General features: G+C 66.4%; 9 protein-coding genes. 5 read left to right on the forward strand and 4 right to left on the reverse strand.

Features of this window, described 5'->3' with window-relative positions:
- Positions 1–158 precede the first annotated feature (158 nt).
- Positions 159–734, forward strand: coding sequence for a hypothetical protein (locus tag OV208_RS30805; protein WP_267577515.1), 576 nt, complete (start codon positions 159–161; stop codon positions 732–734).
- Between the two features lie 673 nt (positions 735–1,407).
- On the opposite strand, the gene OV208_RS30810 is transcribed toward OV208_RS30805, so the two are convergent.
- Positions 1,408–3,591, reverse strand: a complete 2,184-nt coding sequence (locus OV208_RS30810) for a GNAT family N-acetyltransferase (RefSeq protein WP_267577516.1) — start codon at positions 3,589–3,591, stop codon at positions 1,408–1,410.
- 57 nt (positions 3,592–3,648) lie between these two features.
- Positions 3,649–4,716, reverse strand: coding sequence for a glycosyltransferase family 4 protein (locus OV208_RS30815; protein WP_267577517.1), 1,068 nt, complete (start codon positions 4,714–4,716; stop codon positions 3,649–3,651).
- A gap of 64 nt (positions 4,717–4,780) precedes the next feature.
- Between OV208_RS30815 and OV208_RS30820 the strand changes: the two genes are divergently transcribed.
- The 3 genes from OV208_RS30820 to OV208_RS30830 all read left to right on the forward strand — a co-directional run bounded on the left by OV208_RS30820 (position 4,781) and on the right by OV208_RS30830 (position 11,610).
- Complete coding sequence (locus OV208_RS30820; RefSeq protein WP_267577518.1) at positions 4,781–5,911, forward strand: glycosyltransferase; 1,131 nt, start codon at positions 4,781–4,783, stop codon at positions 5,909–5,911.
- A 222-nt stretch (positions 5,912–6,133) separates the two neighbouring features.
- On the forward strand, positions 6,134–7,528 hold the full coding sequence (locus OV208_RS30825; RefSeq protein WP_267577519.1) for an undecaprenyl-phosphate glucose phosphotransferase: 1,395 nt from the start codon (positions 6,134–6,136) through the stop codon (positions 7,526–7,528).
- A gap of 119 nt (positions 7,529–7,647) precedes the next feature.
- Positions 7,648–11,610 (forward strand): hypothetical protein, encoded by a 3,963-nt coding sequence (locus OV208_RS30830; RefSeq protein WP_267577520.1) that lies wholly within the window; start codon positions 7,648–7,650, stop codon positions 11,608–11,610.
- A 92-nt stretch (positions 11,611–11,702) separates the two neighbouring features.
- Here the strand turns inward: OV208_RS30830 and OV208_RS30835 are convergent, their stop codons facing one another.
- A complete protein-coding gene (locus OV208_RS30835) occupies positions 11,703–14,498 on the reverse strand; it encodes a vitamin B12-dependent ribonucleotide reductase (RefSeq protein ID WP_267577521.1) in 2,796 nt (931 codons plus the stop codon).
- Positions 14,499–15,111: 613 nt separating this feature from the next.
- Between OV208_RS30835 and OV208_RS30840 the strand changes: the two genes are divergently transcribed.
- On the forward strand, positions 15,112–15,447 hold the full coding sequence (locus OV208_RS30840; protein ID WP_267577522.1) for a (2Fe-2S) ferredoxin domain-containing protein: 336 nt from the start codon (positions 15,112–15,114) through the stop codon (positions 15,445–15,447).
- 78 nt (positions 15,448–15,525) lie between these two features.
- Here the strand turns inward: OV208_RS30840 and OV208_RS30845 are convergent, their stop codons facing one another.
- Positions 15,526–16,239: a Bax inhibitor-1/YccA family protein gene (locus OV208_RS30845; RefSeq protein ID WP_120544463.1), complete on the reverse strand. Its 714-nt coding sequence runs from the start codon at positions 16,237–16,239 to the stop codon at positions 15,526–15,528.
- Between the last annotated feature and the right edge of the window lie 18 nt (positions 16,240–16,257).

The raw sequence follows: 16,257 nt of genomic DNA on the forward strand, positions 1-16,257 counted from the left end.
ATACCGATGATCCACGCGCCTCCGGAAGCAGAGACACCGTCGTCGTGAGCTCAAAGACAGGCAGCTACAGACGCGGACCGGCAGGGAGCAGGCTGGGCATCCGGACTGTCCGTGTACCTTCCGCCAGTCCCACCATTTTCCTGGCCTATGCTGCGCGCATGAACCCATCCCATCCACGCAAGGTGCTCGCGGTCTGTGTCTGGAGCGTGCTCGCCCCCGGTTGCTACTGGCTTCCCGACGCCAAGGCCGAGGGAGAGTGTTGGGGGAACTACCTGGGGAAGAGCGTGCGGTGGCCCATCTTCGAAGATGGAGCCTGGTTGGAGCGAATTGCTTCCGACAGGGCCGGGAAGGACCATGTCCATGTGCATCTGGAATATGAAACACAAGAAATTGAGGACGACGTGGAGGCCTTCGGCGTGGAGATCCGCTTGGAAAATGGGGCGATGATCGAGAGGCCGAACACGACGAAGCTGGTGCCGAAGGGGGATTATGGAATGGGCCCCCAGGGCGAGTCGGTGGTGATGGAATGGTCAGGCAGGGTCTGGACGTCGGATGAATCAAGAACCGGTTACATCCGGCCGGGGCGTCCGGCGGAGGGTTCAGTCACTTTCGAGCGGGTGAACAACATCCAGGCCAAGGGACAATTCGTCTATCTATACCTGGATGGAAGCAAGCTGACTTGCACGTTCGATGTGCCGAATCTTTCAACATCAGAAAATGATTCAAGTGAGTAAGCTGACATGTCCCTCCACGAACATCTTGTGTTGACCCGCGTCGATCTCGAAGGCACCAAGCGCTTCTGCACCAAGGCGCTGAAAATGCAGTTGGAGACCTTCAGGGAGGGACGTTTTGTCTTTAGGTCTGGAAATCTTATGCCTGTGTTGCGATTGTCCATGAGCCAATGAAAATGCTGGCTTCATGCGGTTCGTTGGCTGACGAATTTGCATTCCGCATTGCTGAGCCACGCGAAGGCACTAGGTATGCACCGGATGAAAGCGGGCTCAATGTAGCGATAGCTTTGGGGAGGAAAAAAACCGGGCCAAAGTCGACGGAGTTCAGTGAGTTCAACTTGGTCTGGAGCCCGCCAAGCGTCACGCACTGAGATCGCGACGCCGCTCTTGGCGCCTGAGAAGTATGATCGAAAGGACTCGCGCGAGATTGCGGCAGCCGAGCCGAAGCTCCGCCACAACTCGGTAGGCGAGCCTTCGACAACCGGGCCCGCTACAAAAGCGCCGACAAGCGCGCAGATCGGCGAGGACGCATAAATCATCACCTGCCCTCCTTCCTCAAGCTTTGGACGCCGTCGTCGCAGTTCGATCGTCTTGCCCCCATTGAGAATTGCCTCAGCGAACTCCGGGCGGATAGAGAGGAGAAGAATCCGGCGCTCCTTGCCTGACGTAGCGCGAATCACGTGAGGCCTCCCGCCTTGTAAATTGCCGCGAAGGGCAGATCCTCGACGGGGGTTGGTCCAGCCGTCATCACACCTTTGCCGTGCATTTGTAGAATTGAGCGAAGCTCCTCCAATTCAATCGGACGCGAGAGGAGTTCAGTGTTTGAGAATCTGATTGACATCACGGCCCCGTCGTCGGACTCCTTCATCAAGTCCTTTACATCGCGCCAGTCGTATACTCCGAATCGACGGTTGTTCCGGAACGCTTCCCGACCAGGCTCTACTGAGACTGAGTCAATCGCTGAGCACGCACGGATTGACATAGCCCCCCTGGTAGCGTCGTCTTTCGTCACGTACCAAAGTACTCGTCCAGGGGCAGTCGGCGCGGGTTTCTGAGGCGAGCGGTAGTAAACGGCCTCCCGATTCAGAGCGAGGTCGTCTCTTGCCCCAAACAGTAGTTGCTCCGCGAGTCGCTCGTCGACGAAGTGCTGAGCCCATCCTGGCTTTATCGGCACCATGAAAGTTGGAATGCCGGCTCCCAGTATCTTTGAGGGCCACAGCAGGCGTTCAACTCTTACTGCGCCAGTGACGTCTCCTTCGCAAGCGCGAGCCAAAAGGCGTTCTATTTCGGCAACAAAGCTCTTTGCGTTCTCGGCTTCGAAAATTCTTGATTCACGGATGCGTTGCATCAAAGAGGATGCGTCTCCGATAAATCTGAAATTCCAACGACGCCAAATGCCGTCAGGGCCGCATGCCCAATCTTCGGCTTCCAGGGCCGATTCGAGTTCTGGGCAAATCAACCGCTCGTGCAGTTCGACTACTTCGCGGCCGTCCTCCACTGCAGCGCACTGCGCTTTATATAGAAGGTGCCGTGCGAGTGTGACCATCGCTCGACTTTTTCCCAGTCGAAGGAATGGAAGTCTAAGAACTCCAGTCGTGGTGCGATCGAAGACAATAAGTGCCAGTGCTGTGTTCTCGTCTTCGAATACGCCGCGAGTATCAAATAGCCTGGGATCGCAGGCGTAAGCGCGTAGTGAACTGAAGAATGCAGAACGGCTCTCGCCATCCGTGCCAAAATGAAGGGAGTCCGCTAGGCAGTCTTCTTCGCCCGCTCGAATTGAGCGCCATTTAAGACGCGTTCCTCCGAGTCGAGCGGGTGCGTATTGCTCTGCTCGTTCAAGTTCATCGAGGCGGCGCACAAATTCTGCTGGCCTTATAGCTAAGATGCCAGTGCGGGAATACAAGTCATCTGCGGCCCGCAGGATCTCGCTGTCTCGTGTAAGGAAGTACTCAACCGAAGCTGCTACTGCCCATGCGAGTTGGCGACGATCTGACTCGTCGCTTTCATTTTTCGGCGATGGCAGAATGGCAGAAATTTTAGTGAGCGCGCTGTCGAAAGCGCCAGTCTCTGTTTCTTCTCCTTTTGAGTAGTAAGTCATTGCCGCACGGTTTCTTTGGCGAACGGCTGGTTCCGTAGCTCGGGCGATCTCGTTCGACATTTCTGGCGTGACTTGGAGTTCGACGGTTTCGTCGATCCAGTCCGCCAGTAGAGCCCGAGATTCAACGCCTTGTGGTGCTTCATCGCTGAGGTCGTAGAAGACGTTTGCATCCACTACGGCCCGAATTTTCGTTGCTGCATGGCCACGGCGCGAGTGGCGGAAGAGGTCGGGATTGCCAAGGTCGCGATGCCAGATTGTGAGAGTTTTCCCTTCTCGACCTCGGCCGCTAATCTCGTTGACGGCTTCAAATTTCAACTTTGGCCATAGTGTTGATGCGCTGAAGTCTCGCCTGCACCGGATCGAAATCCCGGTACATGAACGTGCTTCTATGCATAGACGGTCGACCAGCGCGCGAGCCGTCCCCTTGCCGCGGAGCGCGGAATCAATGCATAGGTGTATGATAGCTGCTCGGTTTCGGCTGCGGCGATAGGCCAAGTAGCCAAGCAGGTTGTTGGTGGCCGTGGTTGCGATAAGGATTTGGCCCTTTTGGGCGTATTCTAAGAATGCGCCCTCTGGGAAGAAGCCAAGCGTTTCGGAGTTTTTCCTCCAGAGGGATATGACATTTTTGAGAAGTGGATCGTCGGGCGAAAGCTTGGCGATTGAAGCTGGCGACACTGCCTGGGGAGGGTCGTTTTGTTCCTTCATGGCGTGTGGCTCGGTGTCGCTTGAATCGTGGTCGGTTTTTGATGTTTTGATTTTCATTCGTTAGGGCGCTGTTGGTTCTGTTTTTTTGAGGTGGCCTGTCTGTTCGGGGTGTTCTTATGGTTTGGTGGTTGGTGTGTTTTTAATGCGGCGATAGACACCTAGGGTTTGCCCTGAGCATGCATCCCAAGTGAAACGCGCGGACCGTTCGCGCCCCAGCTCAATCAACTCCCGGCGCAGGGCCTCATCCCGAAGAACCCGCAGCGTGGCTTCACGCCATGCATTTGGGTCCATAGGAGGCACCCGCATCGCCGCATTGCCCACGACTTCAGGCAACGCAGTGGCATCCGCCGCGATCACAGGGCACCCAGCCGCCATGGCTTCCAGCGCAGGCAAGCCAAACCCCTCGTACTTCGAAGGCACCAGCAGCACCGCAGCCGCCCCGTAGAACAGTGCCATCTCCGACTCCGGCAACTCCTCCAGGTCGATGACGTTCTCGTGCAGCCCCGTCTCGTGAGCCACCGCGCCCTTGCCCGCGAGCAGCACCAGGGGCACCGGCAGGTCCGCCGCGAACTTCCCCAGCATCGTCAGGTTCTTGAACGGCTTCGCGTTGCCCACCACCGCCACGTACCGCTCCGGCAACTCATGCCGTTCCCGGAACGCCTTCGCCTCACTGGCCGTGGGCGGCTCGAAGCGGGAATCCACGCCGTTGTGGATCACCTGGAACCGGTACGGCGACATCTTCAGATACTTCCCCAGCTCCTCGCGGGAGAAGTCAGACACCGTAATCAGCGCCGACGCCGTGCGAGCCCGCGGCCCCACCACCGCCTTGTAATAAATCGCCTGCACCGGCGTGTACTGGTCCGCCAGCGCCAGGTGGTTCGCGTCATGCAACGTCGCCACCAATCGCCCCGGCCACAGCAGCGGCAGCGAGAACGACGTCGCATGGAACAGGTCCGGCTTGAGCTTCGTCAGCTCATACGCCAGCAGCGGCTGCTCCAGCGGCGTCAGATACCCCGCCCGGGAGCGGTGCAGCGGGATCCGCGGCGTCAGCTCCCCCAGCCCGTCCGGCAACCCCTGGGCCGGGACGAGGGCGGAGAACTCCAGGTCCGGGGCGAGCCCCGGCAACCTTCGCGCCAGCTCCAGCGCGTAGCGCGCGATGCCGTGGAGCTGACCGCGCACCATTCGCAGGTCAAGAAGGACAGAGGGCACGTCCCCTGGCCTACCACACAGTGCTAGAAGGCGCCCCGTGAAGGTCGCCCTCGTCCACGACTGGCTTGTCACCCACCGCGGCGGAGAGCGCGTCCTCGACGCCCTCTGCGAGCTGTACCCCGACGCGGACCTCTACACCCTCATCCACCAGCCGGGCAGCCAGCCTGCGCGCATCGAGAACCGACGCATCACCACGTCGTTCCTCCAACACATCCCCGGCATCCACGCGCGCTATCGCCACTTCCTGCCGCTGTTCCCCCGCGCCATCGAAGCCCTGCGCATCTCCGGGGACTACGACCTGGTCCTGTCCTCCAGCCACTGCGTCGCCAAGGGCATCCACGCCCCTCTCGGCGTGCCGCACCTGAGCTACGTGCACGCGCCCATGCGGTACATGTGGGACCTGTTCGACGACTACTTCGGCCCCGGCCGCGCCCGCCTCCCCGTGCGCGCCGCCGCCCTCGCCGTGCGCCCCTACCTCCAACACTGGGACCGCGCCTCCACCGACGGCGTGGACCGCCTCGTCGCCAACAGCCAGCACATCGCCGGGAAGATCCGCCGCTTCTGGGGCCGCGAGGCCTCCGTCGTCCCGCCCCCCGTCGAACTCGACCGCTTCACCCAGATGCCCCTCGCTGGAGGAGGGCAGGGCGGCTACTTCCTGTGGCTCGGCGCCTTCGCCCCCTACAAGCGCCTGGACGTCGCCCTGGAGGCCTTCCGCACCCTGTCCACCCCCCTGTGGATCGTGGGCACCGGCCAGGAGGCCTCGCGCCTCACGTCGGGCCCGCTGCCGCCCCACATCCGCTTCCTCGGCAACGTCCCTGACGCCGCGCTCCCCGCCCTCTACCGCGACGCCCGCGCGCTCCTTTTCACCCCCGAGGAGGACTTCGGCATCACCCCCCTGGAAGCCCAGGCCACGGGCCGCCCCGTCATCGCCTTCGGCAAGGGCGGCGCCCTGGAGACCGTCACCCCGAAGACGGGCCTCTTCTTCCCGGAACAGACCCCCGCGTCCCTTGCCGCCGCCGTGCGCCAGTTCGACGCCTGGGAGGCCTCCTTCCGCCCCGAGGACGCCCGCGCCCAGGCCGAGCGCTTCAGCCGCGCCCGCTTCCAGCAGGCCATCCAGGCCGAGGTCGACGTCCTCTTGTCGCTGCCCCCATCCTCCCCAGCGGTGTGACAGGGCTGTCCGCCCCGTCCCCACATTCCCGAGGGTCGGCCCCTCACTCCCACCCCGAGTGTTGGGTGCCCTCCGGGGCAACCCCTTGGTTTTACGGAAAAACCCGTGCTAGGACGCCGCGCGGGGGGCGGTGTCGGGCAGGTGACGGTGCTCGGAGTCCAGGGTGCGCGTCTTGCAATGGAAGCGGCGGATCCCCCCGTCCTTTCGACAGGAGTCACCGCGGTGTTTGGTCGCCTGCAGCGCTTCTACACGTCCATCAAGGTCGCCGCCGACGCGGGGATGCTCGCGGTGGCGTTCGTGCTCGCGTACTTCACCCGCTTCAGCGGCGTCATGCCCATCACCGAGGGCATCCCTCCGCCGGGTGAGACGTTCGTCTCGCTGGTGATGGTGCTGATCATCTTCCCGGTGACGTTCCAGCAGGCCCGGCTGTACGCGACCAACCGCTCGCGCACGCACATGGGGGAGCTGTTCGAGCTCTTCAAGGCGACCATCACCGCGACGCTCGTCCTGGTGGCGGTGACGTACTTCATCCGCGAGCGCTACTCGCGACTCACCATCGCCATCTTCGTCGTCTACGCCTTCACGCTCATCGCGCTGTCGCGGCTGGCCTTCCGCCATGTCCTCAGCGAGGTGCGCCGGCGCGGCTACAACCTCAAGTCCATCCTCGTCATCGGCGCGGGGGAGCTGGGCCTGCGCACCATCGAGACGGTGGAGAGCCACCGCGAGCTGGGCTTCCGCGTGGAGGGCGTGCTGTCGCTGAAGGAGGAGAAGGTCGGCCAGTGGGTGGGCGGCGTGCGCGTGGTGGACCACGTGCGCAACGTGGAGGCGTATCTGGATGCGCACCCGGTGGATCAGGTCATCATCGCCATGCCGCTGGAGGACCAGGCGCAGGTGAAGCCGCTGATGGAACAGCTGGCGCTGCGCACCGTGGACGTCAAGGTGGTGCCGGACCTGTTCCAGTACATCACGCTGTACGGCGGCCTGGAGGAGTTCGGCGGCCTGCCCATCATCAGCCTCCAGGGCGACCCCATGGACGGCTGGAGCCGCGTGGCCAAGCGCGTGTTCGACGTGCTGTTCTCGCTGCTCGCCATCCTGGTGAGCGCGCCCGTGATGGCGGCGACGGCGCTGGTGGTGTGGCTGACCAGCCGCGGCCCCATCCTCTATCGCCAGGAGCGCATGGGCATGGACGGGCGCACCTTCCCCATCCTCAAGTTCCGCACCATGCGCATCGACGCGGAGGTGCAGGGCGCCACCATGGCCAGCGCGGTGGATGCCCGCCGCACGCCGGTGGGCACGTTCCTGCGCAAGTATTCGCTGGATGAGCTGCCCCAGTTCTTCAACGTCCTGCGCGGCGACATGAGCCTCGTGGGGCCCCGGCCGGAGCGCCCCGTCTTCATCGAGGAGTTCAAGCGCCAGATTCCGCGCTACCACCTGCGCCACAAGGTGAAGGCGGGCATCACCGGCTGGGCGCAGATCAACGGCCTGCGCGGCCAGACGTCCATCCAGAAGCGAATCGAGTACGACCTGTACTACATCGAGAACTGGTCGCTCCTGATGGACCTGAAGATCCTCCTGCGCACCGCGCTGGGCGGCTTCCTGTCGAAGAACGCGTACTGACCGGGCCTCCCGCCGCCCGCGCCCGGGAAGGGCCAGGCAGGCGGGCAGGGAAGGCGTGGAAGTCGTATTCGTGCGCACCCTCTTCACGTGCCGCGAAGCCGTCTAGAATCCGTCGGCACATGGCCGACAAGCTTGGAATGACGCTGGTCCGAAAGGGCCTCCTGACGCAGGCGCAGCTCGACCAGGGGTTGGGCATCCAGCTCGTCCATGGGGGCCGCCTGGGCACCCGGCTGGTGGAGCTGGGGTTCCTCGACATCGAGACGGTGGGCATGGTGCTGGGGGAGCTGACCCACTTCCCCGTCGCGATGGAGGCGGACTTCGACGCCGTCACCGAGGCCACGCTCAAGCTGCTGACGGCGGACCAGTCGGAGAAGCATCAGGCGTTCCCGCTCGCGGTGGAGGGCCGGCGGCTGAAGGTCGCGATGGCGAACCCGCTGGAGCTCCAGACGACGGACGCGCTCGGTTTCATCACCGGGATGCGCATCGTGCCGTACGTCACGCCGGAGCTGCGGCTGTTCCAGTATCAGGCGCGCCACTACGGCATCGACCGTCCGCACCGGGCCCTGCCGGCGCCCGCGCCCGTGCCCATCCGTCGCTCGGTCTCCGTGGCCACGGTGCCCCTGCCGCCGATGCCGGCCCCGTCCGCGCCCGCTCCCGCGCCGGTGCGTCCGGAGCCGCAGCTGCCCGCGATGTTCGGGGGGCTCGCGCCGGGACAGTTCCTCAGTGATGACTCGGAGGCGGAGGACGCGGCGCCGGCCGTGGCCAGCGCGCCCGTGCTGTCCTTCGAGAGCCCCGAGGAGGAAGAGCTTCCGCAGATCGTGATGGGTGAACCCGTGCGTGCGCCGACGGGGGGCGAGAACTCCCGTCCGGGTGGGGTGCCCACCCTGGGGCCCGCGCGTCCTCCGGCGGTGGCTGCGCCTCCGGTCGTGGTGGCCCAGCCTCCGGGCATGGTGGCTCGGCAGGGTGGGCCGCCGGTGGTCGCGGGTCCGGGCGTGGCTGCTCCTCCGGGGCCGGGGGGCGCGCCCGTGCGTGCGACGCCTCCTCCGGGCGCGCCGGGGACTCCTCCGCCTGGGATGGTCGCACGGGGTGCGCCAGCAGGGGTTCCTGCGCCCGCGGGGGCTCGGCCTTCGTCGGCGGTGGGGATTCCCGCCGTGGGCAAGACTCCGCCTCCGGGGATGCGCCCGGCGCCTCCGGGTGGGCCGGGTGCACCGATGCCTCCGCGTCCGCCAGGGCCTCCGGGGGCACCCATGCCTCCGGGGATGGTGCGGGCAGGACCGCCGCCGGGCCCGGGGGGCATGCCTCCTGGAATGGCGCCCCGGCCTGCTCCGGGGGCTCCGCCTCCTGCTATGGCGGTGCCTCCTGGCGCCGGGCCTGTTCCTCCGGGGCCTGGGCGGCGTCCGTCGTCCGCCACGGGCGTTCCGGTCGCTGGGCCTCCAGGCGCCGCGCGTCCGGCGGGTCCTCCGGGGGCGCCGGTGGGTGTGCCCCCGGGTGTCGCGCAGGGCAGGCCGGTGGGACCGCCGCCTCCGGGTGCGCCTCCTCGGCAGGGTCCTCCTCCGGGGGCTGTTCCGTCGGTGGCCTCCGCTGGAAATGCCGGTGGGCCGGCTGCTGTCGCGCCGCCGCGTCCTGGTGCTGTTCCTCCCCCGGGTGGGATGTCTGCCGTTGCTCCAGCGAGTGGGCCGAATGCCGTCCCGGGGATGTCTCCGGGTGCATTGCCCCAGGCCGCTGCTCAGGGTGGGGCGAAGGCTCTCGCGGGAACTCCTCCTGGCGCGTTGTCGGATGTGGCCGCCCACGGCGGGGCGAATCCCCTCGCGGGAACTCCGGGTGTCGCCGTCGCTCAAGGTGGGCAGGCGGACTCGGGTTCCGACGCATTGTCAGACATCGCGGAGGGCTGGTCTTTCGAGAGCGCTCCGGCAGCGCCTCCGCCCGTTGCGGCTCCTGGAGTCTCGGGGGCGGCGAATCCCACCGTGTCCGGTACCCTGGATGCCAGCGTGGGCTCTCCGCCACCCTCCACGAAGGCTGCCCTTGAGGCACCCTCGGGAGCCGCGCCGAACGTTGCTGACAAGGCCCCGCCTTCGCCGCTGTCCGAGCTGGTGCTGGAGGCCGAGCTTGTCGAAGACGACGACGACGTCCTGATCCCCGAGTCGTTCGACGCCGAGCCCGAATCCTCTCCAACGCTGACCGCCGCTCCGATTCCGCCGGAGCCTGTCGCCGTCCTCTCCAGCGACTCCCTCGACTCGGAAATCCTCGAGGACGTGGATGTCATGGCGTCCGAGCCCCATGAGGCCCCGTCGCCCGAGGTGGCGGAGCCGGGCTGGGATCTGTTCACGGAGGAGCCCGAGGCCAGCGGCGCCCCCGCGCTGAAGGAAGCGGCGACGGTGGAGGCCAGCCCGAACCTGTCTCCCGCCACCCCTGTCCAGGCACCGCACCTCGAACCCCAACTCGTCACGCCTTCAGCCAGTCACGATGGCGTGTTGGAAGCGATGGAGTTCGAGGACCTTCCGGATGCGCCGCCCGCATCGCCGCCTGAGTCGCGCGAAGTGGAGTCGGCTCCAGTTCTGGCTGCCGCTGAACTCGCGACGCCGGTGCCCCCTGCTGCCGACGCGTCTGTCTTCACGGCCCCCCCGACCTCTTCCGAAAAGGAGCAGCTGGCGCAGTTCGACCCCCGGCTCGCGACGGATGATCTGCCGGTGTCTGTTCACTCAGACGCGCCGACTGCCGCCGAAGCCGTGGTGCCTGCGATTGAAGTCCCGGCGCCCCCTGTCGTGGTCGCGCCGGCCGCGCAGGATGTCGAAGCCGATGCGCTCGAGTTCAGCCTGGCAGGGGAGACGCCGCTGTCGCCCGAGGTCTCCACGCCTCCCGCCGCGTCTGGCACGGAGTCGGCTGAGCCCTGGCAGGTCGCCGCCGCACCGAAGGTCACCGAACCTGTGCTCGCCGCGGAGCCCGCTGCTCCCGCTGAGGCGCCGCGAACCGAACTCCCCCAGGAGTTCGATGTCGCCCTGGTCTCTGACGCCGAAACGCCTCCGGCATCCCGGCCTCTCCTCGCCGCGGAACCCGCGCCCGTGGAGCCTGAGCCTGCCTCCGTGTCGTCCGCTGTCACGGCGTCGGAGCCCAGCTCCGAGTCGCCTGCTGTCACGGCGTCGGAGCCCGTAGCGTCCACCCAGGCCCCGGAGTCCGCCGCCAGCGTCGCGGACGCCCCAGGGTCTGCTCCCATCTCCGAGGACACGGCCCCACCGAAGCCGCGCCTCGTCGTCGCGCCCGCCCCGGCTCCGGCCCGCGAGCGGACGCCCATCTCGCTCGACGACCTTCCCGCATCCTCCGAAGAGCCCATGCAGCTCGCCTCCACCTGGGAGTTCGTGGGCTGGCAGGGCGGGGAAGGGGAGGGCGCCGTGGGCCACAGCGCGGACACCACCTGGGCGGACCGCGTGGTCGACCTGGATGGTCCCGCCACCTCTACCACCCCGTCCACGGGCGAAGGGGGCGTGGCCCTGGCCTCCGCGTGGGAGTTCATGCAGCACCCCTGGCAGCCCCAGGCCTCCGAGCAGCCCGACACCGTCCAGGCCCTGCTCGCCGCCGCCAGCGCGTCCACCGACACGCCGCCCAACGGTCCCGCCATCACGGCGGATCAGGTCCTCACCGCGCTCGACACCGCGGACTCGCAGGGCATGGTTGGCAAGGTGTTGCTGGCCTACAGCGCGGGCCGCTTCCGCCGGGCCTTCCTCCTGGGTGACAGCTTCGGACTCGCGCGCGTGGGCCGCGCCTGGGGCCCGGGCAGCGAACGCCCGGAGGTCTCCGCGCTCAAGGTGGACCTGGACGCGCCGTCCCTCCTCGCGTCCGCGCTGAAGGGCCCCAGCCCCAGCGTCTTCAACGCGCCGCAAGGGCCGCAGGACGAGGCCATCTTCTCCGCGCTGTGCGAGTCCGAATCACACCTGCTCGTCTTCCCGCTGCACGCGCGCGGTCAGCCCGTGGCGTTCTTCGTCGCGGAGAACGGGCCCGCGCCCGTGGAGCTCGACACGCTGGAGGAGCTGGGCCGCATCGCCGACCGGGCCGTGGAGATCTGCACCCGCCTGCACCGCTTCCCTTGAACGTCCGATCTGGCTGAAAACACGAAGGGCTCCGGCGCCATCGCAACGGCACCGGAGCCCTTCCTCATTTCCCGCTGACGAAAGCCGCGCCCCTAGCTGCAGCCGCTCGTCGTGCCGCAGTTCGCGCACTTGTAGCAGGCGCCGCTGCGCACGGTGATGGCGCCGCAGGTGTGGCAGGGCGGGGCGTCCGCCTGGTTCAGGTACGTGCTGCGCGAGCTGCTCACCGCGGACAACCGCAACGTCTGCGAGGGCACCGCCGCCTGCGTCACCGGCGCCGGACGGGACTCTTCCACCGGCGTCACTTCCGCGTCGTCACCGCACGGCGCGGTGGGCAGGAACTTCAGCGACAGCCACCGGAAGATGTAGTCGGTGATGGACTTGGCGATGGGGATGTTCGGGTTGCCGGTGAAGCCGCTCGGCTCGTAGCGCGTATGGCAGAACTTGTCCGCCAGCACCTGCATGGGCACGCCGTACTGGAGCGCCAGCGACACGCTGGTGGCGAAGCCGTCCATCAGGCCGCTCACCACCGAGCCCTCCTTCGCCATCACCACGAACAGCTCGCCCGGCGTGCCGTCCTCGTACATGCCCACCGTCAGGTAGCCCTCGTGGCCGCCAATGGAGAACTTGTGCGTGATGGACTGGCGCTCGTCCGGCAGCCGGCGACGGTGCGCCTTCGGCTCGGGCGTCGCCACGGGCACCGCTTCCGCCGCGACGCGGGGCGCGTCCTTCGGCTTGTCCTGCGACGTGTTGAGCGGCTGCGTGCGCTTGCACCCGTCGCGGTAGACGGCGACGGCCTTCAGGCCGCTCTTCCACGCCTCCAGGTAGGCCTTCTCGATGTCCTCCACCGTGGACTCGGTGGGCATGTTCACGGTCTTGCTGATGGCGCCGGAGAGGAACGGCTGCGCCGCCGACATCATCTCGATGTGGCCCATCCAGTGGATGCTGCGCTGGCCCTTGGACGGCTTGAACGCGCAGTCGAACACCGGCAGGTGCTCCGTCTTGAGGTGAGGCGCGCCTTCGATGGTGTCGTGCTTGTCCAGGTACGCGACGATGTCCTGCGCCTGCGTCTGGGGATAGCCCAGCTTCTCCAGCGCCAGCGGCACCGTCTGGTTGACGATCTTCAGCATGCCGCCGCCCACCAGCTTCTTGTACTTGATGAGCGCGATGTCCGGCTCGATGCCGGTGGTGTCGCAGTCCATCATGAAGCCGATGGTGCCCGTGGGGGCCAGCACCGTCACCTGGCTGTTGCGGTAGCCGTGCTCCGTACCGCGCGCCAACGCGTCGTCCCACGCCTGCTTCTGCGCCTGGAACAGCTCCGCGCTCACGCCGTCCGCCTGGAGCTGGTAGGCCGCCTTGCGGTGCTTGCGGATGACGCCCAGCATGGGCTCCGCGTTGTTGCCGTAGCCCGCGAACGCGCCCTGCTTCTGGGCGATGCGGGCGCTCGTGGCATAGGCCTCGCCGCACATCAGGGACGTGATGGCCGCCGCGTAGTTGCGACCCGCGGGCGAGTCGTACGGCAGGCCCGTCGCCATCAGCAGCGCGCCCAGGTTCGCGTACCCCAGGCCCAGCGGGCGGTAGTCGTGGCTGTTCTTCGTGATGCGCTCGGTGGGGTAGCGGCTGAAGCCGACGATGATCTCCTGCGCCAGCAGCACCACCGACACCGCGTGCTTGAACGCGGTCACGTCGAAGCCGCCCTCCAGCGTGCGGAAGTGCATCAGGTTCAGCGACGCCAGGTTGCAGGCCGAGTCATCCAGGAACATGTACTCGGAGCAGGGGTTGGACGCGTTGATGCGCGCCGTGCCCGAGCACGTGTGCCATTCGTTCACCGTGGTGTCGTACTGGAGGCCCGGGTCACCACACAGGTGCGCCGCCTCCGCGATCTCCCGGAACAGCTCCCGCGCCTTGTACGTCTCCATCACCTGGCCGTCGCGCACCGCGCGCGTCTGCCACGGGCCGTCGTTCACCACGGCCTTCATGAAGTCGTCCGTGACGCGCACGGAGTTGTTCGAGTTCTGGAAGTAGACCGACCCGTACGCCTCGCCGTTGAAGGACGGATCGTATCCCGCTTCAATCAGCGCCCAGGCCTTCTTCTCCTCGCTCGACTTGCAGCGGATGAAGTCCAGGATGTCCGGGTGCTCGGCGTTGAGGATGACCATCTTCGCCGCGCGCCGCGTCTTGCCGCCGCTCTTGATGACGCCCGCGAACGCGTCGAAGCCGCGCATGAACGACACCGGGCCGGACGCCGTGCCGCCGCCCGCGAGCAGCTCCTTGCTGCCGCGCACGCTGGACAGGTTGGTGCCCGTGCCGCTGCCGTACTTGAAGAGCATCCCTTCCGTGCGGGCCAGCCCCAGGATGGACTCCATGTTGTCGTCCACGCTGTTGATGAAGCACGCCGAGCACTGCGGGTGCGCTTCCACGCCCACGTTGAACCAGACGGGCGAATTGAAGGCCGCCTTCTGGCGCAGGAGCAGATGCGTCAGCTCCGCATGGAACGCCTCGCGGTCCACCGCTGACGCGAAGTAGTGGCCCTGCTCGCCCCAGCCGGTGAGCGTGTCCACCACGCGCGCCACCAGCTTGCGCACGCTCGTCTCACGCTCAGGCGTGCCAGGGGTGCCCCGGAAGTACTTCGACGCGACGACGTTCGTCGCCAGCATCGACCAGGACTTGGGGACTTCGATGTCCTTCTGGTCGAAGACGACCTTGCCGTCCTCGCCCTTGATGCTCGCGCTGCGCAGCTCCCACGCCAGCTCGTCCGCGGGGTCCACCCCGGGCGTCGTGAAGAAGCGTTCCACGGTCAGCCCCGTCGTCGTCGTCGTCGCCGCCTTCCCCTTCGCCCCGCGACGCTCCTTGCCCCCGACCACCGCCTTGCCGCCCAGCTCCTTCTCCATGACGCCCACCTCCACATTCACTGAGAGTACGGATGCAAAATTCGCAAAATCGCCAACGCCGCGAGATCGCAGGGGATCGGTTGATCTCCCAGGACACAAAGAGGCGACGTCTGGATGGATCGCGGAGGCAGGTTCCAGCGGACCGAAAGCTGGAATCCGGGCCCGGGCCTGACAGCCCTCCCGCCGGGCGGGCGGATCCATATGATCGCTCACGGGGCCCGTCAAACATCACCTGCTGCCCCTACATCTAGCATTTGAAATCTGCTTACACACTTCAGCTTGGGGGTACGTCCATCCGCGAACACCCGGGGCGCTGCTCACCTGCGCAGGGGGTGTGGGCTTGATACAGGGCTGATCTAAGGCCCTGCCATGACGGTGGCAACGGATGCTTTGCTGGCAATGTAGTGTCATGACCCTACAGAATCGGGCCCCGAGCGGAGGGGACCCGGCCAAGGGCTCGTGATCACTGGCGGATGTTTGCTGTCAGTCCGTGCGTCCAGCGTAGCGGCGGTCCGCTGTCGGGACGAGGTACGGGCGACGTGGAGGGTCCTGGGACGGTCGCTTGCTGAACGGCGGCGTCGATTTCGCCGCCCAGCCGCGTTAGGAGGCCGACATGCCTCCTCCGTTCGAACGCCACGTCTTTGTCTGCACCAACCGCCGCCCGGATGGGAACCCGAAGGGCTGCTGTGCCACCAAGGGCGGGGAGGAGGTCCGCGCCGCCTTCAAGGCGGAGTTGGACAAGCGCGGGCTCAAACGCACCATGCGCGCCAACGCGGCTGGCTGCGTCGACACCTGCGCGTTCGGCGTCTCCGTCGTCGTCTATCCGGAGGGCACCTGGTACGGCGGCGTGAAGGTGGAGGACGTGCCCTCAATCGTGGAGGAGCACCTGGTGCAGGGGCGCCCCGTGGAGCGGCTCCTGATGCCCTTCAACAAGAAGGCGGAGCGCTGAAGGAGGCTCCGGGAAGGAACCTCCTCGCGCCCCGCCTGGGGACTGCGACGTCGTGAGGCCGGGCTGTGAAGCCGGTGGTTAGCGGCGCTTGCCCAGCAGGCGCATCAACGACAGGAACAGGTTGATGAAGTCCAGGTAGAGGGTGAGCGCGCCCACGATGCTCACCGTCGCCGTGCTCTTGTAGCCCGTGCCCGCGTGGTACTCGCGCAGCTTCTGGATGTCGTACGCGGTGAGGCCCGCGAAGATGAGCACGCCGGCGCACGCGGTGACGAACGACACCGCGTCATTGCGCATGAACAGGTTCACGATGCCCGCGATGACGATGCCGACGAGGCCCATGTAGAGGAAGGTCTTCCAGCCGCTCAGGTCCTTCTTCGTGACGGTGCCGTAGACGGCCATGGTGCCGTAGACCGCCGCCGTGATGAAGAACACCTGGGCGATGGAGCCCGCCGTGTAGATGAGGAAGAGCACCGACAGCGTCACGCCCGTCAGCGCCGAATAGCCCAGGAACAGGGCCGCGGCCACCGGGCCGGAGATGCGGGGCGCCAGGAACGACAGCGCCATCACCACGCCGAACTGCACCAGCAACAGGCCCATGCGGTACTGCGCCACCGCCTGGAGCATCGCGGTGTTCGACAGCGTCACCGCCGCCATGACGCCCGTGAGGGCCAGGCCCGCGAACATCCAGCCATGGACGCGCGTCATGAACGCGCGCTGTGACTCCTGCATCAGCACCGAGTCCACTTCGCTCGCCCGCCCGCTCTGCCACCCACCAGAAGATTCCCACGCCATGTGCTTTCGTATCCTTTC

It is taken from the genome of Corallococcus sp. bb12-1 (assembly GCF_026626765.1).
Lineage (GTDB): Bacteria > Myxococcota > Myxococcia > Myxococcales > Myxococcaceae > Corallococcus > Corallococcus terminator.